Source organism: Streptomyces globosus (assembly GCF_003325375.1).
Lineage (GTDB): Bacteria > Actinomycetota > Actinomycetes > Streptomycetales > Streptomycetaceae > Streptomyces > Streptomyces globosus_A.
Map to the genome: position 1 here is coordinate 5,584,648 of NZ_CP030862.1, position 24,418 is coordinate 5,609,065.

Sequence of the window (24,418 nt, forward strand, 5' to 3'; positions counted from 1 at the left end):
GTTGCGCGCGCCGGATCCGCCCGTCCGTCCGCCACGGCCGGCTCACACCTGGAGTCCGGCGGTGAGCAGGTCGACGAAGCCGACGTTCTCCTTCGCCACCCCGAAGGCCTCGGCGCGCTGCAGGGTGCGCTCGGCCCAGGCCCGGTGGGGCTTCACCTCGTTCATCTTGTTCGTGTACGCGGAGCGCATGACGCCGCCGCCGCCGCGCTCGGGGCGCAGGATGTCCTGGGCGTCGCTGAACTCCTCGTGGGAGACGACGGACAGGGCGTGCACGGGGGTGGTGTGGGCGGGGTGGATGCAGGTCTTGCCGAGGAGGCCGTTGGCGCGGTCGAGTTCGATCTCGCGGAGCAGGCCGTCCAGGTCGTGTTCGATGAGGGCGGTGCGCAGTTCCTCGACGCCTTCCTCCAGGAACGGGCTGCGGCGCAGCTGCGGCTTGAAGAGGCGCTGCTGGCGGCGGAAGTACTCCCAGACGGGGCCGGTGACGGTGAAGCCGGTGCCGTCGGCGCGGCTGAGGACGTTGACGACGTCGGCGATGACCCCGGCGACGATCTGGATGTCGTACGCGGTCATGTCGGGGGTGCGGCGCAGCCCGTACGCGGAGCAGAAGTCGGTGACACCGAGGCGCAGGGCGAGGACGCGGTCGCGGTGGCGGCCGACGGTGCGGGAGATGCCGGCGAGGGCTTCGGCGCGGGTTTCGAGGTGGAGGAGGTCGGGGGTCTCCAGGACGGGCATCGCGTACAGCCGGGGGAGCCCGGTGCACTGCTCGGCGTCGGCGACGGCGTCGAGGAAGGCGGTGCCGCGACTCTGCGTGAACTTGGGGAGTACGAATCCGGCCAGGAGGCGGGCGGAGGAGCCGAGGCGGCGGGCGAGGTCGGGGATCTGCTCGGGGGTGCGGACGCGGATGAAGAGCAGCGGCGGCTCGGTGCCGTCCGCGGCGCTGAGGGCGTCGAGGTCGGCGAACTGGCGGACGAGGTTGTCCTCGGCGTCGGCGACATCGCCGTCGCTGATGGAATCCTCCAGGCAGAGGACCATGGAGACGACGCCGCGGTCGGCCTGCTTGCGGATGTCGGCGGCGAGCTTGGGGCGGGTGGCCGGGCTGTAGAGGGTGGCGCCGAGGGCCGCCGCGAGCAGGCGGGCGGGGGAGGCAGCGGTGAACTCGGCCGGCTCCTGGTGGAAGAGGTTCTCGCGAACCGCGGGCGATACGTGCCCAAAGTGACGCATGTGCTCTCCCGTGCTGGCTCTGCGGCCCAAGTGTGGCGTGGCCGGTAATAGTACGTACGAACGTCAGCCCGGAGTTCCTCGAGCACATGAAGTTCAGGTAACCCTCTTGCACATGCCCACCCGTTCCGGCGGGGACACGGGTGCTGCGGGGGGCCGCGTTGTTCCGCGCGGCCCCGGGAGGGCAGGATGGCGGGCATGACGCGCGCGATGCAGAAGGGCTCGAACATCCCGGTGACCTCGGTGGCGGTCCGGGCGGTGCTGCGCTGGACGGGCGGCGCCGATGTCCCGGACGTGGACGCCTCCGCCCTGCTGGTGGGCCCGGACGGCCGGGTGCGGTCGGACGAGGACTTCGTCTTCTACAACCAGCCCCGCCACCCCTCGGGGTCGGTGTGGCGCCTGGGCAAGAAGCAGGTCGGTGATGCGGTCACCGACGCGGTGCAGGCGGACCTGCGGGCGGTGCCGTCCGCGGTGGACCGGGTCCTGGTGGTCGCCTCCGCCGAGGACGTGCCCTTCGAGCGGGTACGGGACCTGCGGATCCTGCTGTACGACGCCACGGCGAGCGGCGGCGGCGAGCCGGTGGCCTACTTCGACGTGCGGCCCGAGACGGGCGCGGAGACGGCCCTGATCTGCGGCGAGCTGTACCGGCGGGGCGAAGCGTGGAAGTTCCGCGCCCTGGGCGAGGGCTATTCGGACGGCCTGGTGGGACTGGCGACGGACCACGGGATCTCGGTCGACGAGAATGCCGCCGAGAGCCCCGCGGACGGCGCGTCCGCGGCTGCCGGGGCTGCCGCGGGGGCGGGCCCTGCGGGGGCGGGCGCCGCCGACCCGGACCGGACGGCCGCGATGGCACCGCCGACGCCGCTGCCGCAGCAGCCGGCTCCGCCGACGCAGGCGCCGCCGGCCGCGCCGCCCGCGTACGGGTACCCGCAGCCGGTGTCCCCCGGGCCGGGCGCCGACCCGGCGTTCCGGCTGCCGGTGCAGGGCCCGCAGTTCATGCGCCGCTGAGCCCGCCCGCCGGGAACGCCGGCCGGGGCCGCGGTCGGCATTCCCGGCCCGGCCCCCTGACCGGCCCGCCGCCCCGCGGGCCGGTCAGGCCTTGGTCTTGTAGCCGCGCCCCCACTGCAGGCCCCACCCGTAGAGCCGGTCCAGTTCGGACTGGAAGCCGTACACGAACTTCACCTCCCGGCGGACGACCAGCTCGCCCTTGACGTGCTCGATCGAGACGACCGCGCAGGAGCGGGCCTCCGGCTGCCGCTCGTCCAGCGGGATCTCGATCCGCGGCCCGGTGCCCGGGTAGAGGGTGACCAGGGCGTTCGTCCGGTCGAAGGCGGGTGTCTGGTCGTAGATGTAGACGAACACGAGCAGCCGTTTGATGTCGTCGGCGTGGTCGAGGTTGACGTAGACCGTCTCCCCGGAGGGCGCCCCGAACCGGTCGTCGCCGCTGAGCTTGACGTACGGCGGGTCGTTGAGGTCGCCGAGCAGGTTGCCGAGGGGCTGGACGACGCCCCGGGTGCCGTCGGCGAGCTCGTACAGGCAGCCGATGTCGAGGTCGACGTTGACCATGCCCTGTGTGTGGGCCTGCACCATGTCCGGTTTGAACAGCTTGAACGGGTGCCTCAGGAGCCCGGCGCCCAGGCCTCCGCGGCCGCTGATGTCGGAGGAGCGCATTCGCCAGGAGAGGTTCACGCGCAGGTTGCCGTGGACCGCGCCCTGCTTGGTCAGCGACACCGTCGGGCGCCTGCGGGTCAGCTCGATCGCCGACGCGGGGCCGCCCGCGTCGAAGTCGAGGGCCCGGCTCCCCCTGATCCCGTCGAAGAATCCCATCCCCTGTCCCCCCTCTGTTCCCGGGATCCCCTGATCCCCTCGGTCTCGTCTGGTCGCGTCCGCGCCGCCCGCGCGGGGGCGGTCACGCGGACGGGGCGGCCCGCCGGGTCCGTGGACCCGGCGGGCCGCCCCGCAGTTGAGCGTTCCGCATTACCGCCGCGGTCATGCGTCGACGGTGGCCACCTCCGGCAGCATCCGCTTGTTGCGGCGGACCGAGGACCAGAAGGAGGCGGCGATCAGGATGACGCCGATCGTGCCGGTGATGAGTTCGCTGATCTCGTGCTCGATGGTGACGAGCAGGATGAAGGCGAGGGCGCCGATCGCGTAGTGCGCGCCGTGCTCCAGGTAGACGTAGTCGTCGAGGGTGCCCTGGCGGACCAGGTAGACCGTCAGCGACCGGACGTACATGGCGCCGACGCCGAGGCCGAGCGCCATCCAGAAGATGTGGTTGGTGATGGCGAAGGCGCCGATGACGCCGTCGAAGGAGAAGGACGCGTCCAGGACCTCGAGGTACAGGAAGAGGAAGAACGCGGCCTTGCCGGCGAGGCCGACGGCGGAGACGGGCTTGCCCGCGGCCTTGGCCTTCTCCTCCTCCTCGTGCTCGCGCTCCTCTTCTTCTTCCAGCTTGTTCTCGAAGAAGGAGGACAGGCCGCCGACGATCAGGTACGTGATCAGGCCGGCGACGCCGGCGAGCAGCACGGTGGCGGACTTGTCCGCGTGGCCGGCGCTGGTGTGGGCGTTCGTGGCGAAGACCATCGCCGAGACCAGGAGGGCGATCAGGGCCACGCACACCGAGAGCATGTCGACCTTGCCGAGCTTGGCCAGGGGCCGCTCCAGCCACGCCAGCCAGGCGTGCTCGCGCTCCTCGAAGATGAAGTCGAGGAAGATCATCAGCAGGAACATTCCGCCGAACGCGGCGATCGCCGGGTGGGCGTCGGTGACGAGCGCCTCGTACTGCGCCGGGTTATCGAGGGCGAGCTGGACCGCCTCGATCGGGCCGACCTTGGCGCTGATCGCGACGATGGCCACGGGGAACACCAGCCGCATGCCGAAGACCGCGATCAGGATGCCGATGGTGAGGAAGATCTTCTGCCAGAAGGCGTTCATCTTCTTCAGGATTCCGGCGTTGACGACCGCATTGTCGAAGGACAGCGAGATCTCGAGGATCGACAGGATCAGTACGACCCCGAATGCCTCCCACCCCCACTGCCAAGCGGCGAAGGCAAGGGCGAGCGCCGTGATGGCGAACGACCAGCCGAAGGTTTTCAGAACCACTGGCACCCCATGATCTTGTACGGCTTTTACGAAACGTTGACCCCGAAGTCTAGAGCGATGCCCCTGAGGCCCGATGCGTACCCCTGTCCCACCGCCCTGAACTTCCACTCGCCCCCGTACCGGTAGACCTCGCCGAAGATCATCGCGGTTTCGTTGGAGGCGTCCTCGGTGAGGTCGTAGCGCGCGAGCTCCTGGCCGTCGGCGTCGTTCACGACGCGGATGAAGGCGTTGGTGACCTGGCCGAAGGTCTGGCGGCGTGCGTCCGCCTCGTGGATCGACACCGGGAAGACGATCTTGTCGACCTCGGCGGGGACCCTGCTCAGGTCGACGAGGATCGACTCGTCGTCGCCGTCGCCCTCGCCGGTGAGGTTGTCGCCGGTGTGCTCGACGGAGCCCTCCGGGCTCTTGAGGTTGTTGTAGAAGACGAAGTACCGGTCCCCCAGGACCCGGCCGTCGCGGCACAGCAGCGCGCTGGCGTCGAGGTCGAAGTCGGCCCCTGTCGTCGAGCGCGCGTCCCAGCCCAGACCGACCAGGACCCGGGTGAGGTTCGGTGCGGCCTTGGACAGGGAGACGTTGCCCCCCTTGGCGAGTGTGACGCCCATGTTGAAGTCCTCCCCGGACGACGTGGTGGTCGCGGCGCCCCCGGGGTGCTCCGGCGGGCCGGCGGTGGATCGGTGCCAAGCGCGTCCGGCGCCGTACACGCGGTGTGCACGACGCCGGACGGGTGGGACTGCCGGCGGGCCGGCAGTCCGGGGCTCAGACGTTGACGCCGAAGTCCTGCGCGATGCCGCGCAGGCCCGAGGCGTAGCCCTGGCCGATGGCGCGGAACTTCCACTCCGCACCGTTGCGGTAGAGCTCGCCGAAGACCATGGCCGTCTCGGTCGAGGCGTCCTCGGAGAGGTCGTAGCGGGCGAGCTCGGTGTTGTCGGCCTGGTTCACGACGCGGATGTAGGCGTTGCGGACCTGGCCGAAGCTCTGCTGGCGGCTCTCCGCCTCGTAGATCGACACCGGGAAGACGATCCTGGCGACGTCGGCCGGGACGGACGCCAGGTTCACCTTGATCGCCTCGTCGTCGCCCTCTCCCTCGCCGGTGAGGTTGTCGCCGGTGTGCTCGACGGAGCCGTCCGGGCTCTTCAGGTTGTTGAAGAACACGAAGTTGGCGTCGCTGGCGACCTTGCCCTGGTCGTTGGTCAGGATCGCGCTGGCGTCGAGGTCGAAGTCGACACCGGTGGTGGTGCGGGCATCCCAGCCGAGACCGACGAGCACGGCCGTCAGGTTCGGTGCGGCCTTGGTCAGCGAGACGTTGCCGCCCTTGCTGAGGCTGACTCCCACGGGTCCTCCAATGGGTTCATGAGTGCGGGGTCGGTGCCCCTGTCGTGCGATGGGACCCTCCCGGCGGCGGGCCGGCAGGGCTACCCGATCAACGTGTCGATCCTAGTGACCGGTTCCCGCCCGGACGAGGTTTCACGCGGAACCCGGCCGGAGGGGAGCCCCGGGGGCCGGATCAGAGGCTGTCGAGGGCCTTGGTGTACTCGTTCAGGTCACGCGCGTCGGGCAGCCCGTTGACGACGGTCCAGCGCACGATGCCGTCCTTGTCGATGATGAACGTGCCGCGCAGCGCGCAGCCCTTGTCCTCGTCGAAGACGCCGTAGGCGCGGGAGGTCTCGCCGTGCGGCCAGAAGTCGGAGAGCAGCGGGTAGTCGAGGCCCTCCTGCTCGGCGAAGACGCGCAGGGTCGGCACGGAGTCGTTGGAGACGGCCAGGAGCTGGACGTCGTCGTTCTGGAAGCGGGGCAGCTGGTCGCGCAGCTCGCACAGTTCGCCGGTGCAGACGCCGGTGAAGGCGAAGGGGTAGAAGAGCAGCACGACGGCCTTCTCCCCGCGGAAGTCGGAGAGCCGCACCGTGGCGCCGTGGTTGTCCTTGAGTTCGAAGTCCGGAGCCTTGTTGCCGACCTCGATGGCCATCTGTCGCATCCCTTCGTTCCCGCATCCCTGCTCTGGGCTGTTCGGGTGGCCCAAGCCTAATGCGCCGTCGCCGAAGGGGAGCCGGGCGGGAACGCACACACCCCGCCGACGGGGTCGGCGGGGTGTGTCTCCGCTGGCTGCGGCGCGTGGCTCAGCGCTTGGACTTGGCGGCCTTCGGGGTCACCAGCTTGCTGGCGGCCCACTCCTTGCCGACGCTGACGGGCCGCGTCTGCGACAGGCCGGCCGTCTCGGCGGCCTCGCTGATGTCGCTGGCCTCGACGTAGCCGGGGCGGCCCGTCTTCGGGGTCAGCAGCAGGATCAGCGCGGCGTCCTCGACCAGCTCGGTGGCGTCGACGAGGGCGTCGGTCAGGTCGCCGTCCTCGTCGCGGAACCACAGCAGCACCGCATCGGCCACGTCGTCGTAGTCCTCGTCGACGAGGTCGTTGCCGATCAGTTCCTCGACCTCTTCGCGGAACTCCTGATCGACGTCGTCGTCGTAGCCGATCTCCTGGACCACCTGTTCGGACTGGAAACCCAGCCGGGCGGCCAGGCTCTCCGCGTGGTCCGCGGTCGCGCTCACGGGGTGCCTCCTGCTCATGTTCGGTGAATGTCTTCGAGCCGCGCGCGTGCGCGCAGCATTGGGCGTAGTCCACACGGGCGCGGCGGATCGCGCAAGTACCCGGCCGCGGAGACCGTCGAAACGGTGACGATTGCGGCCGTCTCGCCGCAACTTTCAGCCTTCCCGGATGTCCCTGTGGTGATTCATCCCACACCATTCCAGCTCATTCGGCATCACACGCTGACTTTCCCACCTGTTTGAGGGGCGAACGCCCTTGCGAACCGCTTGCCGGCGCGGGGCGGAGGCCGGGGCTCCGGCGGGAGCCCGTCGCGGCACGTCTTCGGCAATCCCCGGGACTCCAGGGATTACCCAGTGGTAGAGATGACGATTCCGACCGAGCGTAAGACCATGGGAGGCGGCGAAACCAAGGCACGACTCCCCTGACAGCGAAGGAACAGCGTGGCTTCCGCATCCGATCGCAATCCGATCATCATTGGCGGCCTGCCGAGCCAGGTCCCGGACTTCGATCCGGAGGAGACGCAGGAGTGGCTCGACTCCCTCGACGCCGCCGTGGACGAACGCGGTCGCGAACGCGCCCGCTACCTGATGCTGCGGCTGATCGAGCGGGCCCGCGAGCGGCGCGTGGCCGTGCCCGAGATGCGCAGCTCCGACTACGTCAACACCATCGCCACCAAGGACGAGCCGTTCTTCCCCGGCAACGAGGAGATCGAGCGCAAGGTCCTGAACGCCACCCGCTGGAACGCGGCCGTCATGGTCTCGCGCGCCCAGCGGCCCGGCATCGGCGTGGGCGGCCACATCGCCACGTTCGCCTCCTCGGCCTCCCTCTACGACGTCGGCTTCAACCACTTCTTCCGCGGCAAGGACGAGGGCGACGGCGGCGACCAGATCTTCTTCCAGGGCCACGCCTCACCCGGCGTCTACGCCCGCGCCTACCTGCTGGACCGGCTCTCCGAGCAGCAGCTCGACGCGTTCCGCCAGGAGAAGTCGAAGGCCCCGTACGGCCTGTCCAGCTACCCGCACCCGCGGCTGATGCCGGACTTCTGGGAGTTCCCGACGGTCTCGATGGGCCTCGGGCCGATCGGGGCGATCTACCAGGCCCGGATGAACCGGTACATGGAGGCGCGCGGGATCGCGGACACCTCCAGGTCACACGTTTGGGCGTACCTCGGCGACGGCGAGATGGACGAGCCGGAGTCGCTGGGCCAGCTGTCGCTGGCGGCGCGCGAGGGCCTGGACAACCTGACCTTCGTCGTCAACTGCAACCTCCAGCGGCTCGACGGTCCCGTACGCGGCAACGGCAAGGTCATCCAGGAGCTGGAGTCGATCTTCCGCGGGGCGGGCTGGAACGTCATCAAGCTGATCTGGGACCGCTCCTGGGACCCGCTGCTGGCGCAGGACCGGGACGGCATCCTCGTCAACAAGATGAACTCCACGCCGGACGGGCAGTTCCAGACGTACGCCACGGAGACCGGCTCCTACATCCGCGAGCACTTCTTCGGCGACGACCAGCGGCTGCGCGCGATGGTCGCGGACATGTCCGACGACCAGATCTTGCACCTGGGCCGCGGCGGCCACGACCACCGGAAGATCTACGCGGCGTACGCGGCGGCGCGCGCCCACAAGGGCCAGCCGACGGTGATCCTGGCCAAGACGGTCAAGGGCTGGACCCTCGGCCCGAACTTCGAGGGCCGCAACGCCACGCACCAGATGAAGAAGCTGACGGTCGACGACCTCAAGCGCTTCCGCGACCGCCTGCACATCCCGATCACCGACGCGCAGCTGGAGAGCGGCGCCCCGCCGTACTACCACCCGGGCCGCAACTCGCCGGAGATCCAGTACATGCACGACCGCCGCAAGGCGCTGGGCGGCTACGTCCCGACGCGGGTGGTGCGGGCGCGTCCGCTCGAACTGCCGGACGACAAGGCGTACGCGGCGGTCAGGAAGGGCTCCGGCCAGCAGTCGATCGCGACGACGATGGCCTTCGTCCGCCTGCTGAAGGACCTGATGCGGGACAAGGAGATCGGCCGGCGCTTCGTGCTGATCGCCCCGGACGAGTACCGCACCTTCGGCATGGACTCGTTCTTCCCGAGCGCCAAGATCTACAACCCGCTGGGGCAGCAGTACGAGTCCGTCGACCGCGAGCTGCTGCTCGCGTACAAGGAGTCCCCGACCGGGCAGATGCTGCACGACGGCATCTCGGAGGCGGGCTGCACGGCCTCGCTGATCGCGGCCGGCTCGGCGTACGCGACGCACGGCGAGCCGCTGATCCCGGTGTACGTCTTCTACTCGATGTTCGGCTTCCAGCGGACGGGCGACCAGTTCTGGCAGATGGCCGACCAGCTGGCGCGCGGCTTCGTCCTGGGCGCGACGGCGGGCCGGACCACCCTGACGGGCGAGGGCCTGCAGCACGCCGACGGCCACTCCCAGCTGCTGGCGTCGACCAACCCGGGGTGCGTGGCGTACGACCCGGCGTACGGGTACGAGATCGCGCACATCGTCCGGGACGGCCTGCGCCGCATGTACGGTCCCGAGGCCGAGGACGTCTTCTACTACCTGACGGTCTACAACGAGCCGATCCAGCATCCGGCCGAGCCCGACGGCGTGGACGTCGAGGGCATCCTCAAGGGCATCCACAAGGTGGCGGCGGGCACGTCCGGCGCGATCCCGGCGCAGATCATGGCCTCGGGCGTGGCGGTGCCGTGGGCGGTCGAGGCGCAGCGGATCCTGGCCGAGGAGTGGAACGTCAGGGCGGACGTCTGGTCGGCGACCTCCTGGAACGAGCTGCGCCGCGACGCCGTCGAGGCGGAGGAGCACAACCTGCTGCACCCGGAGGAGGAGCAGCGCGTTCCGTACGTGACGCGGAAGCTTTCGGGCGCGCAGGGGCCGTTCGTCGCGGTGTCGGACTGGATGCGCTCCGTGCCGGACCAGATCGCCCGGTGGGTGCCCGGTGCGTACACCTCGCTCGGTGCGGACGGCTTCGGTTTCGCGGACACGCGGGGGGCGGCGCGCCGCTTCTTCCACATCGACGCGGAGTCGGTGGTGCTGGCGGTGCTGACGGAGCTGGCGAAGGAGGGCCGGATCGACCGGTCCGCGCTGAAGCAGGCGGTGGACCGCTACCGGCTGCTGGACGTGGCGGCGGCCGACCCGGGCCCGGCGGGCGGCGACGCCTAGCAGGCGCGGGCAGGAGTCCGGCGGCGGGCCGGGGTGCGGAGTGCGCCCCGGCCCGCCGGCGTGTCCGGGGTGCCGCGGTCCGGGCCGGGCGCGGCCCGGGCGGTTCCGGGCGTTCCCTACGATGCTGCGTATGAAGGAAGCCTCCCGCCGACTGCGATGGGAGCGGCGGACGCAGGCTCCGCTGCTCGTCCTCGCCGTGGCGTTCGCCGTCGCCTACGCCGTGCCGATCGTCCTCCCGGACGCGGGGGCTCGCGTGCTGCGGGCGTGCACGCTGGCCGAGTGGATGGTGTGGGGCGCCTTCGCCGCCGACTACCTGGTGCGGCTTTGCCTGTCGTCGGCCAGGCGGGCGTTCGTGCGTACCCACTGGCTCGACCTCGTCGCGGTGGTCCTGCCGATGGTCCAGCCGCTGCGGCTGCTGCGGCTGGTGGCCACCTTGATGCTGGTGGGGCGGCGGGCCAGGATGGCTCCGCAGATCCGGCTGACCACCTACGTGGCGGGTGCGGTGGTCGGCCTGATGATGTTCGGCTCGCTCGCCGTGCTGAGCGTGGAGCGGGACGCGCCCGACGGCAACATCAGGAACCTGGGCGACGCCGTGTGGTGGAGCTTCACGACGATGACGACGGTCGGGTACGGGGACCACTCCCCCACCACGGGCCTGGGCCGGGTCCTCGCGGTGGGCCTGATGCTGTCGGGGATCGCGCTGCTGGGTGTGGTCACGGCCAACATCGCCGCCTGGTTCATCTCCCGTTTCGAGCGGGACGACCGCGTGGAGCGGGAGCAGACCGCCGCGATCGCCGACCTGGCCGCGGAGGTGCGGGCGCTGCGCGCCGAGGTGGCCCTGCTGCGCGGGGCCTCCCCGGAGGCGCCGGCCGCGCTCGCGGTCCCCGCGCCGGCGGCGGCCCCGGCGGCCGGGGGCCCGGCGGCTACCGCTCCCACACCTTGAAGGCCCGTACGAGGTAGCCGGACTGGGGCAGTTGGACGCCGTCGCCGGGATACGTCTGGAACTCCCCGGTCTCGGCGCACTCGGCGGACTGGTACGTCGTCACCGGCCGCCCGGTGCGGTTGACGAGCGACTGGGCGCTGGCCCCGGCGGGCAGGGCGGTGCAGCTGTTGATGTCGAGGGTGCTCAGCTCGTACGCGTGCCGGGTGCCCTTGAAGTCGGGCTTGGCCCAGAGGCAGAGCTGGCCCGCGGCGCAGGGCACCGCCCGGGCGGGCGGCGGTCCGGCGGCCGGCCCGGCCTGGGCGGCGCGGGCGGTGCCGGGGAGGAGCGCGGTGAGCGCGAGGGCGGCCGCGGCGAGGGCGGTGACGGTACGGGCGCCGGCGGCGCGGGCCGGGACGGTGCGGGCGGCTGCGGTGCGGGCGGCTGCGCCGGCGGTGGAAACGGCCCCGGCGGGTGAACTCGTACGCATGACGGATCGGCTCCTTCGTGGACGGGAGCGCCCCGGACCGCTTCCGGAAGCGCTGTGGGTCCACGCTGACCTGCGGCGACGGCCCGGCGGAAGGGGCCGCGGCCGGGTCCACCCTGATAGGCGCAAGCCCCGCCGGAACCGTCCGGCGGGGCTGTGCGGTGCACGGTGTTGACGCGCGGCGGGGCCGGCTCAGACGTGGGCGGCGCCCGCGCCCGCGGCGGCGTTCTCCCCGCGCTTGGTGAAGCAGGCCACGACGGCGGCGGCCGCGGCCACGACGCCGGCGGTGGTGAAGGCCGTGCTCATCCCGGACACGAAGGTGTCGTGGGCGGCCTTGGTGATCGTCTCGGCGACCTGCGCGGGGACGCCTTCGGGGACGGGGGCGAGGCCGACCTGGACGCCCTTCTCGGCGAGCTCCTGCTGCTCCGGGCTGAGCGGCGGCAGCTGTGCGGCGGCCCACTTGTCCCCGAAGGTGTCGCTGACGGTGCCGGCCATGACGGCGCCGAGGACGGCCGTGCCGAGGCTGCCGCCGACCTGCATGGCGGCCTGCTGGAGCCCGCCCGCGACACCGGAGAGCTCCAGCGGGGCGTTGCCGACGATGACCTCGGTGGCGCCGACCATGACGGGGGCGAGGCCGAGGCCGAGGAGGGCGAACCAGAGCGACATCTCCAGGGTGCCGGTGCCGGGGGTGAGTCCGGCCATCCCGAAGCAGGCGGCGGCGGTCGCGGCCATGCCCGCGACGAGCGGGATGCGCGGGCCGACCGCGGTGATCGCGGCGCCGGCGAGCGGGGAGCCGATGATCATCATGCCGGTCAGCGGGAGCAGGTGCAGGCCGCTGTCGACGGGGCTCATGCCGTGGACGTTCTGCAGGTAGAAGGTGACGAAGAAGAGGCCGCCCATGAAGGCGAACGCCATCAGGACCATGAGCACGGTGCCCGCGGACAGCGGCAGCGAGCGGAACATCCCGAGCGGGATCAGCGGCTCGTCGGCCCGGGACTCCCACACGGCGAAGGCGGTGAAGAAGGCCAGGGACACGAAGAGGAAGAGGAGGGTCCACGGGTCGCCCCAGCCCCACTCGGAGGCCTTGATCAGCGCCCAGATCAGCGAGAACATCGCGACCGACAGCATCAGGATGCCGGGGACGTCGAAGGAGCGCGGGGCGTTCTCGGCGCGGTGGTCGAGCAGGATGACCAGGCCGAAGGCCAGGGCGATGACGCCGACAGGGATGTTGACGTAGAAGACGGACTGCCAGTTGACGTTCTCGACGAGGAGGCCGCCGACGATGGGTCCGGCGGCGGTCGAGGCGCCGATGACCATGCCCCAGATGCCGATGGCCATGTTGAGCTTCTCGGCGGGGAACGTGGCGCGCAGCAGGCCGAGCGCGGCGGGCATCAGCAGGGCGCCGAAGACGCCCTGGGCGACGCGGAAGCCGATCACGGACTCGACGGTGGTGGAGAGGCCGATCGCGGCGGACGCCCCGGCGAAGCCGACGATGCCGATCAGGAAGGTCTGCCGGTGTCCGAAGCGGTCGCCGAGCTTGCCGGCGGTGATGAGGGAGACGGCGAGGGCGAGCAGGTAGCCGTTGGTGATCCACTGGACGTCGGCGAGGGAGGCGCCGAGGTCCTGCTGGATCGCGGGGTTGGCGACGGCGACGACGGTGCCGTCCAGGGTGACCATCATGACGCCGATCGCCACGGCGAAGAGGGTCAGCCACGGGTGGCCGCGCAGTGCGCTGCCCGCCGGCCCTCCGCCCGGCTCCTTGACGGGTATGCGGTCGTCGCGGTCGTCGACGGTGCTCTGATGAGTCATGCCGCCACACTATTGACAGCGACTGACACTTCACAAACGGGTTAACGAGGCAGTCGCTGCCACGTCGCCCACAGGTACCCTGACCGCTCACTCAGCGTCAGATCAGGGGCGGCCGACCCGTCCCGGAAAGGACTCCCCGCGGTGATGACCGACGAGCGGCCCGCGCCCGCGACCGGCCTGCGCGAGCGCAAGAAGCAGCGCACCCGGGACGCGCTGCTGCGCGCCGCCCTCCTCCTCTTCATCGCGCAGGGGTACGAGCAGACCACCGTCGACGAGATCGCCGACGCCGTCGACGTCTCCCAGCGCACCTTCTTCCGCTACTTCGCCAACAAGGAGGAGGTCGCGTTCGCCGCGCAGGACCTCATCGACTCCCACTTCCTCGCCGCCCTGCAGGCCCGCCCGGCCGGCGAGGGCCCCCTCACGGCACTGCGCGGCGCGCTCCGCGACTCCTGGGGCACCCTCGAGGAGGCCCTGTCCGAGGTGGTGTCCGTCGACCTCTACATGCGGACCTACCGGCTCATCGAGTCGACGCCGGCGCTGCTCGCCGCGCACCTGCGCCGCTCGGCCGAGGTGGAGGAGCGGATCGCCCGGCTGATCGCGGAGCGTGAGGGCCTGGACGTGGACGCCGACCCGCGCCCGCGGGTCGCCGTCGCCGCGTTCTCCGGGGTGATGAGGGTCACCGGCCGGCTGTGGGGGCAGGGCGACGACACCGGCATCACCGCGATCCGCGACCTGACCGAGGCTTACCTCGACCACATCGGCCCAGCTCTGGCGCCCGACTGGCGCTGATCACCGGCGGGACGGCGGCACCTGACGGGCCGCCAGGGCCGTGGCCCCCGGCCGCCGGGCGGCCCGCCCGGGGGCCGTGAGCCCCGTCACCCCGCGCATTCGGGCCCGCGGCGGTCTCCTACGCTGGTGCCAGATGAACGTGAACGTGCCCGGCTCCGCCCGCCCCTCCCCCGGTACCGACCCGCGCCCCGCCGCCCTGCGCGCCCTGCTGGCGCTGGGGGTCGTCTTCCTCATGCTGGCCACCACGGGCTGGACCGCCGTGCACCGGCCGGACGCCGGGACCTCGCTGCGGGCCGCCGGCCTCGCCGCCTGGTCGGCGACGCGCATCGGGGGCCGCGCCGTGCCGCCCGCCGACGCCCCCGTGCGGACCGTCGCCCGCTTCTTCGCGGGCCTCGACGCCGATGCCCGCACCCACCTCGCGGACGCCCACCCCTTCGTCGTCGGCAACCTCGCCGGCGCGCCCGCGGAGCTGCGCTACCGCGCCAACGCGCAGGCGCTCCTCCTCGCCGAGCAGGTGGAACTGGCCCGCAGCCGGGACGTCTCCCTCACCCCCGCCGACCGCACCGCGGCCGGCCGGCGCGCCCACCGCTTCGCCTCGCTGGCCGAGCCCGGCCGGCAGGTCCTCGCCTTCGACCCCACCGGCGGCGGCCGGGTCGCGGAGGTCTTCGGCGACCTCGACCGCGCCGAGCGGATCTCCGTCATCGTCCCCGGCGTCGACACCGACGCGGTCACCTTCGAGCGCACCCAGCGCCGCCTCACCTCACCCGTGGGCATGGCCGAATCCCTGTACGCGGCCCAGCGCGCGGCCGCGCCCGGCACCCGGACCGCTGTCATCGCCTGGGCCGACTACACCGCGCCCGCAGGCGTCGGCATGGACGCCGCGACCGGGCGCATGGCCGTCGACGGTGCCGCGCGCCTGGAGACCCTGGCCGCGGCGCTGCCCGGGGGCGCGACGGTCGCGCTGTTCTGCCACAGCTACGGCTCCGTCGTCTGCGGGGTCGCCGCGCACGCCCTGCCGGAGCGGGTGACGGACGTGGTGGCGGCGGGCAGCCCCGGCATGCGCGCCGGCTCGGTGGCCGAGCTGCGCACCTCCGCCCGGGTGTGGGCCATGCGGGACGCGGGGGACTGGATCGCGGACGTGCCGCACCTGGAGGTCGGCGGGCTGGGGCACGGCGCCGACCCGGTCTCCCCCGAGTTCGGTGCGCGGCTGCTGTCCTCCGCCGGGGCCCGCCTGCACACCGGCTATTTCGAGCCAGGCACGGATTCCCTGGACAACTTCGCCAAAATCGGAACCGGCGCGTTCGGTTCTGTTGCCTGCGCCACCGGCGGCGATGCCTGCCGCCACGGAATTTCCGGGACAGACGCGGACTGACACGCGTAGAGCCCCGAAAATCGGGCCCTGCGCCGAGGGGGACGCGCAAGGGCCCCTCCCCTTACGATGTGCCGCATGGGTGACGTACTGGCCGGAAATCATGCCGTCTGGGAGTTCGACTCGGACTCGGTGCTCATCCGCTTCGCACGGGGGATACGAACGCCGAGGCTCTGGCACGCCCTCGGGGCGCGGCGGATCCCCTTCGAGGCGCTCGCCGCGGTGGAGTTCTCCGCCGGCGGGGGCGGCAGACGCGACGCGGTGGTGCTGCGCGCCATACCGAGGCCGGGCGCGGACCCCCTGGCGGAAGCCGCCGCGGGGCAGCTGCGCGAGGTGTGCGACCCGTACCGGCTGGTCGTGCCGGCGGACCGGGGCTCGCAGGCGGCCGCGTTCGCCGAGGCGCTGCGCGAGCGGATCGGACCCGGCGGCGACGAGCCGGCCGGGCGGTTCCTGGTGCCCGTCGCGGAGCCGCCGCTCCAGCTGAAGGCGTACGACGCCCGCGTCTCCTTCGACGGCCTGCGCGTCACCTTCCAGTGGTCGCGCACCGGCGCGACGGGCACCAAGTGGAAGGCCGGCGACCAGAGTTACGCGCTCTCCGAGCTGGCCGGCGTCGAATGGCGCTCCCCGGAGGGGCCCGGCGGGCACCTGCGGCTGCTGCGCCGCGACACCGACGGCGACCCGCGGCCGGACCACGACCTGGCCAGCGCCGTCTTCGGGACGGGCTACGGGGCGGTGCAGGAGTCGCTGCCCTTCGCGGCGGCCGTCCTGGCCGCGCTCCGCTCGCGCACCCCGGTGGCGGCCGTCCCGGCCCCGCGGTCGGAGGAGCGCCTGCACCGCCTCGGCGAGCTGCACAGCGCCGGCCTGCTGACGGACGCCGAGTACACGGCCCTGTGCGACCGCTTCACGGCGGCCGACGGCCGGCTCGGCACGGAGGCGTAACCGCCTTCGGCCCCCGCCCCGCGGCCCCGGGCGGCGCCGGAAGGCGCGGCGCCCCGTCGCGGACGCCCGCCCCCGCCTCCCGGCCCGCACCCGTGCGGCCTTGCGGCCGTACGGCTACGCCTCGCGGGCCGCCGACGTGAAGGCCATGTTCGGGTAGCGGTCCCCCGCGACCCCGGCCGCGAGCGGCTCCAGCGCGGCCAGCTCCTGCTCCGCCAGCGTGATCCGGGTCGCCGCGGTGTTCTCGGCGAGCCGCTCCGGCTTGCGGGTGCCCGGGATCGGCACCACCGGCAGGCCGTGCACCTGTGCCCGCTGCTGCACCCACGCCAGAGCGATCTGCGCCGGCGTCGCCCCGTGCGCCTCGGCGATCTCCCGCACCGGCTCCAGCAGCGCCGCGTTGGCCCTGGCGTTGTCGCCGGTGAAGCGGGGCTGCTGGGCGCGGAAGTCGCCCTCGGACAGCTCCTCGGCGGAGGCGAACGTGCCGGTCAGGAAGCCGCGGCCGAGCGGCGAGTACGGCACGAAGGCCACCCCGAGCTCCGCCGCCGCGGGCACCGCGCTGCGCTCCACGTCGCGGCTGAAAAGCGACCACTCCGACTGGACCGCCGCGATGGGGTGGACCGCGTACGCCTCCCGCAGCTCCGCGCCCGTGACCTCGCTGAGGCCGAGGTGGCGCACCTTGCCCTCCTGGACCAGCTGCGCCATCTCGCCGACCGACTCGGCGAACGGCACCGCCGGGTCGTAGCGGTGCATGTAGTAGAGGTCGATCACGTCGGTGCCGAGCCGGCGCAGGCTGTCCTCGACGGCCTGGCGGATGTAGGCCCGGTCGTTGCGGATGCCCCGGTGGCGCGGATCGTCGCTGCGGACGAGCCCGAACTTGGTAGCGAGGGTGATCTCCTCGCGGTGTGCCGCCACGAACGGGGCGAGGAATTCCTCGTTCCGGCCGCGCCCGTAGGCGTCGGCGGTGTCGATCAGGGTGACCCCGGCGGCGAGGGCCGCCTCCAGCGTGGCGCGGGCCGCCGCCTCGTCCGTCTCCCCGTAGAACTCGCTCATGCCCATGCAGCCCAGGCCCTGGATGCCGACCAGGGGGCCGCCCTTGCCGAGTTCTGCCTTCTCGATGGTGGTGCTCTGCGTCATTGCCGTGCGGCCTTCCCCGTGTAGAGATCGATCTTGAAGTCCAGTACGGCGAGCGCGTCGTTCAGCTCCGAGATCCGCGCCCGCACCTCGTTCCTCGTCCGCTCCAGCAGCTCCCGCCGCTGGTCGACGGTGTGCTCCCCTTCGCGGACCAGCTCCGCGTACCTGACCATGTCCGCCACCGACATCCCGGTGGTGCGCAGCTTGCCCACGAAGGCCAGCCACTGCAGGTCGCCGTCGCTGAAGCGCCGCTGCCCCGAGTGGGAGCGGTCCACCTGCCGCATGAGGCCGATGCGCTCGTACCAGCGCAGCGTGTGCTGGGACAGACCGGTGCGTGCCTCGACCTCGCTGATCGTGTACCGCGGCGGCGTCTGCATCTGCGTCTGCGTCTGCGTCAGGCTCATGGCGACCACGCTAGGACCCTTGAGTGCACTCCAAGCAAGTAGGCTCGGCGGCATGGAGAGCGTGGAGAGGCTGGAAAGCCTTCAGATCATCGAGAACTGGCCGGTGCCGGCCGCCGCCGCCGCGGTGGTGCGCGCCGACGGCGCCCTGGCGGGCTCCCACGGGCCGGTCGACCGCCGCTTCGCGCTGGCGTCCGTGACCAAGCCGCTCGCCGCGTACGCCGCGCTCGTCGCGTACGAAGAGGGGGCGGTCGAGCTGGACGAGCCGGCCGGCCCGGAGGGGTCGACGGTCCGTCACCTGCTCGCGCACAGCAGCGGCCTCGCCTTCGACGAGCACCGCGTGATGGCACCTCCGGGGACGCGCCGGCTGTACTCGAACGCCGGCTTCGAGGTCCTCGGCGACCACATCGCGAAGGCCACCGGCATCCCGTTCGCGGAGTACGTGCACCAGGCCGTCTTCGAGCCGCTCGGCATGGCGTCGACCACGCTGGAGGGCTCGCCCGCGAAGGACGGCGTCTCCACCGTGTCCGACCTGGTCCGCTTCGCCGCGGAGCTCCAGGCGCCGCGCCTGCTGGACGTGCGGACGGTCGCCGAGGCGACGACGGTGGTCCACCCGGGCCTCAAGGGCGTGCTCCCCGGGTACGGCCACCAGTCCCCCAACGACTTCGGGCTGGGTCTGGAGATCCGCGGGGGGAAGTCCCCGCACTGGACGGGCGCGGGCTCCTCGCCCCGTACGTTCGGCCACTTCGGGCAGGCGGGCACGTTCCTGTGGGTGGACCCGGAGGCCCGGGCGGCGTGCGTGGCCCTGGCGGACCGCGCGTTCGGCCCGTGGGCGGTGGAGGCGTGGCCCCCGTTCACGGACGCCGTCCTCGCCGAGCTGTCGGGCCGCCCCGCCCGCTGACCCCCCTGCCGTCGCTGCCGCTCAGCCGGCCGGCAGCTCCCAGATCAGCAGCTCGCCCGGGGATCCGGCGACGGCCTCCAGGCCCTCCTCGCCGGTGATCCGGGCCGCGTCGCCGGGCCCGAGCTCCGCCCCGTCCAGGCGCAGGTCGCCGCGTACGACGTGCAGGTAGACAAGGGGCGCCGCGGGGACGGGGACGTGCTCGCCGGCGGCCGGCCGCCGCACGTGCAGGCGGGCCCCGGCCGCGGGTACCTCGTACGGGGTGCCGTCGGGGAGGCCGCGGACCAGCCGGTACGAGGGCTCGCCGCCGGGCTCCAGCGGAGCGAGCCAGGTCTGCACGAAGCACAGCGGGGCGGTGCCGTCGTTGCGCTCGACGTGCCGGGCGCCCGATCCGGCGCCGAAGTGCTGGACGTCGCCGGGGCGGACCTCGGCGGCCTCGCCGGTGCTGCCCTTGTGGGTCAGCTCGCCCTCGACGACCCAGGTGACGATCTCCGTGTGGCTGTGGGGGTGCTCCTCGAAGCCGGCGCCCGGCGCGAGGTGCTCCTCGTTGCAGGCCAGGACCGGCCCGAAGCGGAGGTTGTCCGGGGCGTAGAACCGGCCGAAGGAGAAGGCGTGCCGGGTCGTGATCCCGCTGTCCGGGTCGCCGCCCGGGTACCGGTCGGTGCCGCGGCGTACATCAATCATGGACCCACCGTAGACCCTGGGCGTGAGGCCGCTCTCGGCGCAGGCGCCCCGATAAGGCACTCTTGTCCCCGTGCCCCATCCCGAACGTGAGCATTCCCCCGCGCATCCCGCTCCCGCCCATCCGCATCACGCGACGCTGCGGCGGCTGGAGAGGTCCTCCGGCCGGCTCGCCGCCAACGCGATCGCCCGCATGGACGAGACCCTGCCGTGGTACCGGGCGATGCCCCCGGAGAACCGGTCCTGGATCGGCCTGGTCGCCCAGGCCGGCATCGCCGCGTTCACGGAGTGGTTCCGGCACCCCGACACGCCGCAGGCGATCTCGACCGACGTGTTCGGGACGGCGCCGCGGGAGCTGACCCGGGCCATCACGCTGCGCCAGACGGTGGAGATGGTCCGTACGACGATCGAGGTGATGGAGGCCGCGATCGAGGAGGTCGCGGCGCCGGGCGACGAGTCGATCCTGCGGGAGGCGCTGCTCGTCTACGCGCGGGAGATCGCCTTCGCGACGGCCCAGGTGTACGCGCAGGCCGCCGAGGCGCGGGGCGCGTGGGACGCCCGCCTCGAGTCGCTCGTGGTCAACGCGGTGCTGTCGGGCGAGGCGGACGAGGGGGCGCTGTCGCGGGCCGCGGCGCTGGGCTGGAACTCGCCGGAGCACGTGTGCGTGGTGCTCGGCACGGCGCCCGACGGGGACAGCGAGCTGACGGTCGAGGCGATCCGGCGGGCGGCCCGCCACCACAAGCTGCAGGTGCTGACCGGGGTGCTCGGCGACCGGCTCGTCGTCATCGCGGGCGGCAGCGACAACCCGCTCCAGGTCGCGAAGTCGCTGATCGGGCCGTTCGCGGCGGGCCCGGTGGTGGCCGGCCCGGTGGTGCCGGACCTGCTGAACGCGACGAAGTCCGCGCAGGCCGCGGCGGCCGGATTGAAGGCGTGCACGGCGTGGCAGGACGCGCCGCGGCCGGTCCTGGCGGACGATCTGCTCCCGGAGCGCGCGATCGCCTCGGATCCGTCGGCGCGCGAACAGTTGGTGGAGGAGATCTACAGACCGCTGGAGGAGGCGGGGTCGGCGCTCCTGGAGACGCTGAGCGTGTACCTGGAGCAGGCGAGCAGTCTGGAGGGCGCGGCGCGGATGCTGTTCGTGCACCCCAACACGGTGCGCTACCGGCTCCGACGTGTGACCGACGTCACCGGCTGGTCACCGTCCGATGTCCGCTCGGCGTTCACCCTGCGGATCGCGCTGATCCTCGGGCGCTTGGCCGACGCCGATCAGCAGCCCTAGGCTTTTGTCGGACATCAACAATTACCCTGACGGTTCTTGGTCCCTGTCCCCACGGGCGGCGGGGACCACCCACAAGAGAGAGTGTGAGGGTGCTCGTACTCGTCGCTCCCGGCCAAGGCGCACAGACGCCCGGCTTCCTGACTCCCTGGCTCGAACTGCCCGGCGCCGCCGACCGCGTCGCCGCGTGGTCGGACGCCATCGGGCTCGACCTCGCCCACTACGGCACGAAGGCCGACGCGGACGAGATCCGCGACACCGCCGTGGCCCAGCCGCTGCTGGTGGCCGCCGGCCTGCTGTCCGCCGCCGAGCTGGGCGCCCGTTCGGCGTTCGGCGCCGTCGCGGGCCACAGCGTCGGTGAGATCACGGCCGCCGCGTACGCGGGCGTGCTGTCGGACACGGACGCCCTGGCGTTCGTACGGACCCGCGGCCTGGCGATGGCCGAGGCGGCCGCGGTCGCCCCGACGGGTATGGCCGCCGTGCTCGGCGGGGACCGCGACACCGTCGTCGCGCACCTGGAGAAGCTCGGCCTGACGCCCGCGAACATCAACGGCGCCGGCCAGATCGTGGCCGCCGGCACCGAGGCCCAGATCGAGGCGCTGGCCGCCGAGAAGCCCGAGGGCTCGACGCGGGTCGTCCCCCTGAAGGTCGCGGGCGCCTTCCACACGCACCACATGGCCCCCGCGGTCGCCACGCTGGAGGAGGCCGCCAAGGCCCTCACCCCGGCCGACCCGGAGCTTGCGTACGTCTCGAACAAGGACGGCCTCACCGTCGCCACGGGTGCCGACGTCGTCGCCCGCCTGGTCGGCCAGGTCGCGAACCCGGTCCGCTGGGACCTGTGCATGGACGCGTTCGCCGAGCTGGGCGTCACCGGGATCATCGAGCTGTGCCCCGGCGGCACCCTGACCGGTCTGGCCAAGCGTGCGCTCAAGGGTGTGCCCGCGGTGGCCCTGAAGACGCCGGACGATCTCGCCAAGGCCGCCGAGCTCGTCGCCGGGCACGGGGCCTGAGAGAAGGAGCCCACACAGCATGTCGAAGATCAAGCCTGCCAAGGGCTCCCCGTACGCCCGCATCCTCGGCGTCGGCGGCTACCGTCCGAGCCGGGTCGTCTCCAACGACGTCATCCTGGAGAAGATCGACTCCTCGGACGAGTGGATCCGCTCCCGCTCGGGCATCGCGACCCGGCACTGGGCATCGCCCGAGGAGACGGTCGCCGCGATGTCGGTGGAGGCCGCCGGCAAGGCGCTCGCCGACGCCGGCGTGACGCCCGGGCAGATCGGCGCCGTCATCGTCTCGACGGTCTCGCACTTCCGGCAGACCCCGGCCATCGCGACGGAGATCGCGCACCGGGTCGGCGCGGACAGGCCGGCCGCGTTCGACATCTCCGCAGGCTGCGCCGGGTTCGGCTACGGCCTGACCCTGGCCAAGGGCCTCGTCATCGAGGGGTCGGCCGAGTACGTGCTGGTCATCGGTGTCGAGCGGCTCTCGGACCTGACCGACCTGGAGGACCGGGCGACGGCCTTCCTGTTCGGCGACGGCGCCGGTGCCGTGGTCGTCGGCCCCTCGGACGTGCCGGCCATAGGCCCCACGGTGTGGGGTTCCGAGGGCGACAAGTCCGAGACGATCAAGCAGACCGTGCCGTGGGACGAGTACCTCGGCAAGGACGCCGGCGAGAAGTTCCCCGCCATCACCCAGGAGGGCCAGGCGGTGTTCCGCTGGGCCGTCTTCGAGATGGCCAAGGTGGCCCAGCAGGCGCTCGACGCCGCCGGGATCACCGCGGATGACCTGGACGTCTTCATCCCGCACCAGGCGAACATGCGGATCATCGACTCGATGGTGAAGACCCTCAAGCTGCCGGAGCACGTCACGGTCGCCCGTGACGTGGAGACCACCGGCAACACGTCGGCCGCCTCGATCCCGCTCGCGATGGAGCGGCTCCTGGCGACCGGCGCGGCGAAGAGCGGTGACACCGCGCTCGTCATCGGCTTCGGGGCGGGTCTCGTGTACGCCGCCACGGTCGTTACCCTCCCCTAGGGCCCGGGACACCCTCCCGCCCCGTTTCACCCAGTAGCTAGAGAAGGAGCGCCACATGGCCGCCACGCAGGAAGAGATCGTCGAGGGTCTCGCGGAGATCGTGAACGAGATCGCCGGCATCCCGGTCGAGGACGTCGAGATCGACAAGTCCTTCACCGACGACCTGGACGTCGACTCGCTCTCCATGGTCGAGGTCGTCGTCGCCGCCGAAGAGCGCTTCGACGTCAAGATCCCGGACGAGGACGTCAAGAACCTGAAGACGGTCGGCGACGCCGCCGACTACATCCTGAAGCACCAGGGCTGAGCCCGGACGAGCGTTTGTCGCCACCCGGCGGTGGCGCCGTGACATTCAGCACCCTCTGAGACGTGGAGAAAGAATTCCTGTGAGCCCGACCAATCGCACCGTGGTCGTCACCGGTATCGGCGCAACCACTCCGCTGGGTGGCGACAGCGCTTCGACGTGGGAAGGCATGCTCGCCGGCCGTTCCGGCGTGAAGCCCCTGGAGGGCGAGCGGTTCGCCGACCTCCCGGTCCGCATCGCCGCCCCGGTCGCCGTGGACCCGAGCGAGGTCCTGCCGCGGCCGCTGGCCCGCAAGCTGGACCGCTCCGCCCAGTTCGCCGTCATCGCCGCCCGCGAGGCGTGGGCCGACGCCGGCTACACCGCCCCGGCGGGCGAGGACGGCACCGTCGCCCCGGACCGCCTGGGCGCCGTGATCGCCTCCGGCATCGGCGGTGTCACCACCCTGCTCGACCAGTACGACGTCCTGAAGGACAAGGGTGTGCGCCGGGTCTCCCCGCACACCGTTCCCATGCTCATGCCGAACGGCCCGTCGGCCAACGTCGGCCTGGAGGTCAACGCCCAGGCGGGCGTGCACACTCCGGTCAGCGCCTGCGCCTCCGGCGCCGAGGCCATCGGCTACGCCGTCGAGATGATCCGCAGCGGCCGCGCCGACGTGGTCGTCGCCGGCGGCACCGAGGCGGCGATCCACCCGCTGCCGATCGCCGCGTTCGCCAACATGATGGCGATGTCGAAGAACAACGAGAACCCGGAGCAGGCCTCCCGCCCGTACGACAAGGGCCGCGACGGCTTCGTGCTGGGCGAGGGCGCGGGTGTCGTCATCCTGGAGTCCGCCGAGCACGCCGCCTCGCGCGGCGCCCGCGTCTACTGCGAGGTGCTGGGCCAGGGCCTGTCCGCGGACAGCCACCACATCGCGCAGCCGGAGCCGACCGGGCGCGGTGTCGCCGCCGCCGTGCAGAACCTGCTCGACAACACGGGCCTGGACCCGGCCGAGCTGGTGCACGTCAACGCCCACGCCACGTCGACCCCGCAGGGCGACACGGCCGAGATCAAGGCCCTGCGCAAGGTCCTCGGCGACGACCTCGACCACATCGCGGTGTCCGCGACCAAGTCGATGACGGGCCACCTGCTGGGCGGCGCCGGCGGCATCGAGACGGTCGCGACCGTGCTGGCGCTGTACCACCGGATCGCCCCGCCGACGATCAACCTCGACGACCTGGACGAGGACATCGACGCGGACATCGTCCGCGGCGAGCCGCGCAAGCTGCCGGTCGACGGCCCGATCGCCGCGATCAACAACTCGTTCGGCTTCGGCGGCCACAACGTGACGCTGGCGTTCCGCAGCGTCTGATCCCG

At 72.3% G+C, this 24,418-nt stretch carries 24 protein-coding genes; 12 read left to right on the top strand and 12 right to left on the bottom strand.

Features of this window, described 5'->3' with window-relative positions; all coding sequences use genetic code 11:
- Positions 1-42 precede the first annotated feature (42 nt).
- A complete protein-coding gene (locus C0216_RS24795; RefSeq protein WP_114057419.1) occupies positions 43-1,221 on the bottom strand; it encodes an HpcH/HpaI aldolase/citrate lyase family protein in 1,179 nt (392 codons plus the stop codon).
- 195 nt (positions 1,222-1,416) lie between these two features.
- Here C0216_RS24795 and C0216_RS24800 point away from each other — a divergent pair, with 195 nt between their 5' ends.
- The gene (locus C0216_RS24800) at positions 1,417-2,226 is read left to right on the top strand and encodes a TerD family protein (protein ID WP_114057420.1); all 810 of its coding nucleotides are present in this window, start codon (positions 1,417-1,419) and stop codon (positions 2,224-2,226) included.
- Between the two features lie 84 nt (positions 2,227-2,310).
- Here the strand turns inward: C0216_RS24800 and C0216_RS24805 are convergent, their stop codons facing one another.
- From C0216_RS24805 to C0216_RS24830, 6 genes are all read right to left on the bottom strand, one after another.
- Positions 2,311-3,045, bottom strand: a complete 735-nt coding sequence (locus tag C0216_RS24805; RefSeq protein ID WP_114057421.1) for a TerD family protein — start codon at positions 3,043-3,045, stop codon at positions 2,311-2,313.
- A gap of 162 nt (positions 3,046-3,207) precedes the next feature.
- Complete coding sequence (locus C0216_RS24810; RefSeq protein WP_114057422.1) at positions 3,208-4,320, bottom strand: DUF475 domain-containing protein; 1,113 nt, start codon at positions 4,318-4,320, stop codon at positions 3,208-3,210.
- Positions 4,321-4,346: 26 nt separating this feature from the next.
- Positions 4,347-4,922, bottom strand: coding sequence for a TerD family protein (locus C0216_RS24815; RefSeq protein ID WP_114057423.1), 576 nt, complete (start codon positions 4,920-4,922; stop codon positions 4,347-4,349).
- A 154-nt stretch (positions 4,923-5,076) separates the two neighbouring features.
- Positions 5,077-5,652, bottom strand: a complete 576-nt coding sequence (locus C0216_RS24820; protein WP_114057424.1) for a TerD family protein — start codon at positions 5,650-5,652, stop codon at positions 5,077-5,079.
- 172 nt (positions 5,653-5,824) lie between these two features.
- Positions 5,825-6,283, bottom strand: coding sequence for a peroxiredoxin (locus C0216_RS24825; RefSeq protein WP_114057425.1), 459 nt, complete (start codon positions 6,281-6,283; stop codon positions 5,825-5,827).
- Between the two features lie 151 nt (positions 6,284-6,434).
- The gene (locus C0216_RS24830; RefSeq protein ID WP_185902675.1) at positions 6,435-6,863 is read right to left on the bottom strand and encodes a DUF3052 domain-containing protein; all 429 of its coding nucleotides are present in this window, start codon (positions 6,861-6,863) and stop codon (positions 6,435-6,437) included.
- A 438-nt stretch (positions 6,864-7,301) separates the two neighbouring features.
- On the opposite strand from C0216_RS24830, the gene aceE reads away from it, so the two are divergent.
- Both aceE and C0216_RS24840 read left to right on the top strand, forming a co-directional pair.
- Positions 7,302-10,034, top strand: coding sequence for a pyruvate dehydrogenase (acetyl-transferring), homodimeric type (gene aceE / locus C0216_RS24835; protein WP_114057427.1), 2,733 nt, complete (start codon positions 7,302-7,304; stop codon positions 10,032-10,034).
- A gap of 130 nt (positions 10,035-10,164) precedes the next feature.
- A complete protein-coding gene (locus C0216_RS24840) occupies positions 10,165-10,977 on the top strand; it encodes a potassium channel family protein (protein ID WP_114057428.1) in 813 nt (270 codons plus the stop codon).
- On the opposite strand, the gene C0216_RS24845 is transcribed toward C0216_RS24840, so the two are convergent.
- Both C0216_RS24845 and C0216_RS24850 read right to left on the bottom strand, forming a co-directional pair.
- Positions 10,958-11,443 carry a peptidase inhibitor family I36 protein gene (locus C0216_RS24845; protein ID WP_114057429.1) on the bottom strand — a complete coding sequence of 162 codons (486 nt, stop codon included), beginning with the start codon at positions 11,441-11,443 and terminating at the stop codon, positions 10,958-10,960. The genes C0216_RS24840 and C0216_RS24845 overlap by 20 nt on opposite strands.
- Positions 11,444-11,632: 189 nt before the next feature.
- Entirely contained in the window at positions 11,633-13,249 is a 1,617-nt protein-coding gene (locus C0216_RS24850) for an MFS transporter (RefSeq protein WP_114057430.1), read from the bottom strand.
- A gap of 144 nt (positions 13,250-13,393) precedes the next feature.
- Here C0216_RS24850 and C0216_RS24855 point away from each other — a divergent pair, with 144 nt between their 5' ends.
- From C0216_RS24855 to C0216_RS24865, 3 genes are all read left to right on the top strand, one after another.
- Positions 13,394-14,038, top strand: coding sequence for a TetR family transcriptional regulator (locus C0216_RS24855; protein WP_114057431.1), 645 nt, complete (start codon positions 13,394-13,396; stop codon positions 14,036-14,038).
- Between the two features lie 133 nt (positions 14,039-14,171).
- Positions 14,172-15,410, top strand: a complete 1,239-nt coding sequence (locus C0216_RS24860) for an alpha/beta hydrolase (protein ID WP_114057432.1) — start codon at positions 14,172-14,174, stop codon at positions 15,408-15,410.
- A gap of 75 nt (positions 15,411-15,485) precedes the next feature.
- The gene (locus C0216_RS24865; protein WP_114057433.1) at positions 15,486-16,346 is read left to right on the top strand and encodes a DUF4429 domain-containing protein; all 861 of its coding nucleotides are present in this window, start codon (positions 15,486-15,488) and stop codon (positions 16,344-16,346) included.
- Positions 16,347-16,460: 114 nt separating this feature from the next.
- Here C0216_RS24865 and C0216_RS24870 read toward each other — a convergent pair whose 3' ends face one another.
- Both C0216_RS24870 and C0216_RS24875 read right to left on the bottom strand, forming a co-directional pair.
- Positions 16,461-17,477: an aldo/keto reductase gene (locus tag C0216_RS24870; protein ID WP_114057434.1), complete on the bottom strand. Its 1,017-nt coding sequence runs from the start codon at positions 17,475-17,477 to the stop codon at positions 16,461-16,463.
- Entirely contained in the window at positions 17,474-17,878 is a 405-nt protein-coding gene (locus C0216_RS24875; protein ID WP_246042681.1) for a MerR family transcriptional regulator, read from the bottom strand. The genes C0216_RS24870 and C0216_RS24875 overlap by 4 nt, the downstream gene beginning before the upstream one ends.
- 70 nt (positions 17,879-17,948) lie before the next feature.
- Between C0216_RS24875 and C0216_RS24880 the strand changes: the two genes are divergently transcribed.
- Entirely contained in the window at positions 17,949-18,776 is an 828-nt protein-coding gene (locus C0216_RS24880) for a serine hydrolase domain-containing protein (RefSeq protein WP_114058894.1), read from the top strand.
- Positions 18,777-18,797: 21 nt separating this feature from the next.
- Here the strand turns inward: C0216_RS24880 and C0216_RS24885 are convergent, their stop codons facing one another.
- Entirely contained in the window at positions 18,798-19,457 is a 660-nt protein-coding gene (locus C0216_RS24885) for a pirin family protein (RefSeq protein WP_114057436.1), read from the bottom strand.
- Positions 19,458-19,527: 70 nt separating this feature from the next.
- Between C0216_RS24885 and C0216_RS24890 the strand changes: the two genes are divergently transcribed.
- The 5 genes from C0216_RS24890 to fabF all read left to right on the top strand — a co-directional run bounded on the left by C0216_RS24890 (position 19,528) and on the right by fabF (position 24,413).
- Positions 19,528-20,733, top strand: coding sequence for a PucR family transcriptional regulator (locus C0216_RS24890; protein WP_114057437.1), 1,206 nt, complete (start codon positions 19,528-19,530; stop codon positions 20,731-20,733).
- An 89-nt stretch (positions 20,734-20,822) separates the two neighbouring features.
- The gene (locus tag C0216_RS24895) at positions 20,823-21,740 is read left to right on the top strand and encodes an ACP S-malonyltransferase (RefSeq protein ID WP_114057438.1); all 918 of its coding nucleotides are present in this window, start codon (positions 20,823-20,825) and stop codon (positions 21,738-21,740) included.
- Positions 21,741-21,759: 19 nt separating this feature from the next.
- Positions 21,760-22,764 (top strand): ketoacyl-ACP synthase III, encoded by a 1,005-nt coding sequence (locus C0216_RS24900; protein ID WP_114057439.1) that lies wholly within the window; start codon positions 21,760-21,762, stop codon positions 22,762-22,764.
- 55 nt (positions 22,765-22,819) lie between these two features.
- Positions 22,820-23,068 carry an acyl carrier protein gene (locus tag C0216_RS24905; RefSeq protein WP_114057440.1) on the top strand — a complete coding sequence of 83 codons (249 nt, stop codon included), beginning with the start codon at positions 22,820-22,822 and terminating at the stop codon, positions 23,066-23,068.
- Positions 23,069-23,147: 79 nt separating this feature from the next.
- A complete protein-coding gene (gene fabF / locus C0216_RS24910; protein WP_114057441.1) occupies positions 23,148-24,413 on the top strand; it encodes a beta-ketoacyl-ACP synthase II in 1,266 nt (421 codons plus the stop codon).
- The last annotated feature ends 5 nt before the right edge of the window (positions 24,414-24,418 follow it).

Bases quoted from the DNA above. Each gene is read 5' to 3' on its own strand.
- C0216_RS24795 (WP_114057419.1), bottom strand. From the start codon at position 1,221: ATGCGTCACTTTGGGCACGTATCGCCCGCGGTTCGCGAGAACCTCTTC.
- C0216_RS24800 (WP_114057420.1), top strand. From the start codon at position 1,417: ATGACGCGCGCGATGCAGAAGGGCTCGAACATCCCGGTGACCTCGGTG.
- C0216_RS24805 (WP_114057421.1), bottom strand. From the start codon at position 3,045: ATGGGATTCTTCGACGGGATCAGGGGGAGCCGGGCCCTCGACTTCGAC.
- C0216_RS24815 (WP_114057423.1), bottom strand. From the start codon at position 4,922: ATGGGCGTCACACTCGCCAAGGGGGGCAACGTCTCCCTGTCCAAGGCC.
- C0216_RS24825 (WP_114057425.1), bottom strand. From the start codon at position 6,283: ATGGCCATCGAGGTCGGCAACAAGGCTCCGGACTTCGAACTCAAGGAC.
- C0216_RS24840 (WP_114057428.1), top strand. From the start codon at position 10,165: ATGAAGGAAGCCTCCCGCCGACTGCGATGGGAGCGGCGGACGCAGGCT.
- C0216_RS24845 (WP_114057429.1), bottom strand. From the start codon at position 11,443: ATGCGTACGAGTTCACCCGCCGGGGCCGTTTCCACCGCCGGCGCAGCC.
- C0216_RS24850 (WP_114057430.1), bottom strand. From the start codon at position 13,249: ATGACTCATCAGAGCACCGTCGACGACCGCGACGACCGCATACCCGTC.
- C0216_RS24855 (WP_114057431.1), top strand. From the start codon at position 13,394: ATGACCGACGAGCGGCCCGCGCCCGCGACCGGCCTGCGCGAGCGCAAG.
- C0216_RS24860 (WP_114057432.1), top strand. From the start codon at position 14,172: ATGAACGTGAACGTGCCCGGCTCCGCCCGCCCCTCCCCCGGTACCGAC.
- C0216_RS24865 (WP_114057433.1), top strand. From the start codon at position 15,486: ATGGGTGACGTACTGGCCGGAAATCATGCCGTCTGGGAGTTCGACTCG.
- C0216_RS24870 (WP_114057434.1), bottom strand. From the start codon at position 17,477: ATGACGCAGAGCACCACCATCGAGAAGGCAGAACTCGGCAAGGGCGGC.
- C0216_RS24875 (WP_246042681.1), bottom strand. From the start codon at position 17,878: ATGAGCCTGACGCAGACGCAGACGCAGATGCAGACGCCGCCGCGGTAC.
- C0216_RS24885 (WP_114057436.1), bottom strand. From the start codon at position 19,457: ATGATTGATGTACGCCGCGGCACCGACCGGTACCCGGGCGGCGACCCG.
- C0216_RS24900 (WP_114057439.1), top strand. From the start codon at position 21,760: ATGTCGAAGATCAAGCCTGCCAAGGGCTCCCCGTACGCCCGCATCCTC.
- C0216_RS24905 (WP_114057440.1), top strand. From the start codon at position 22,820: ATGGCCGCCACGCAGGAAGAGATCGTCGAGGGTCTCGCGGAGATCGTG.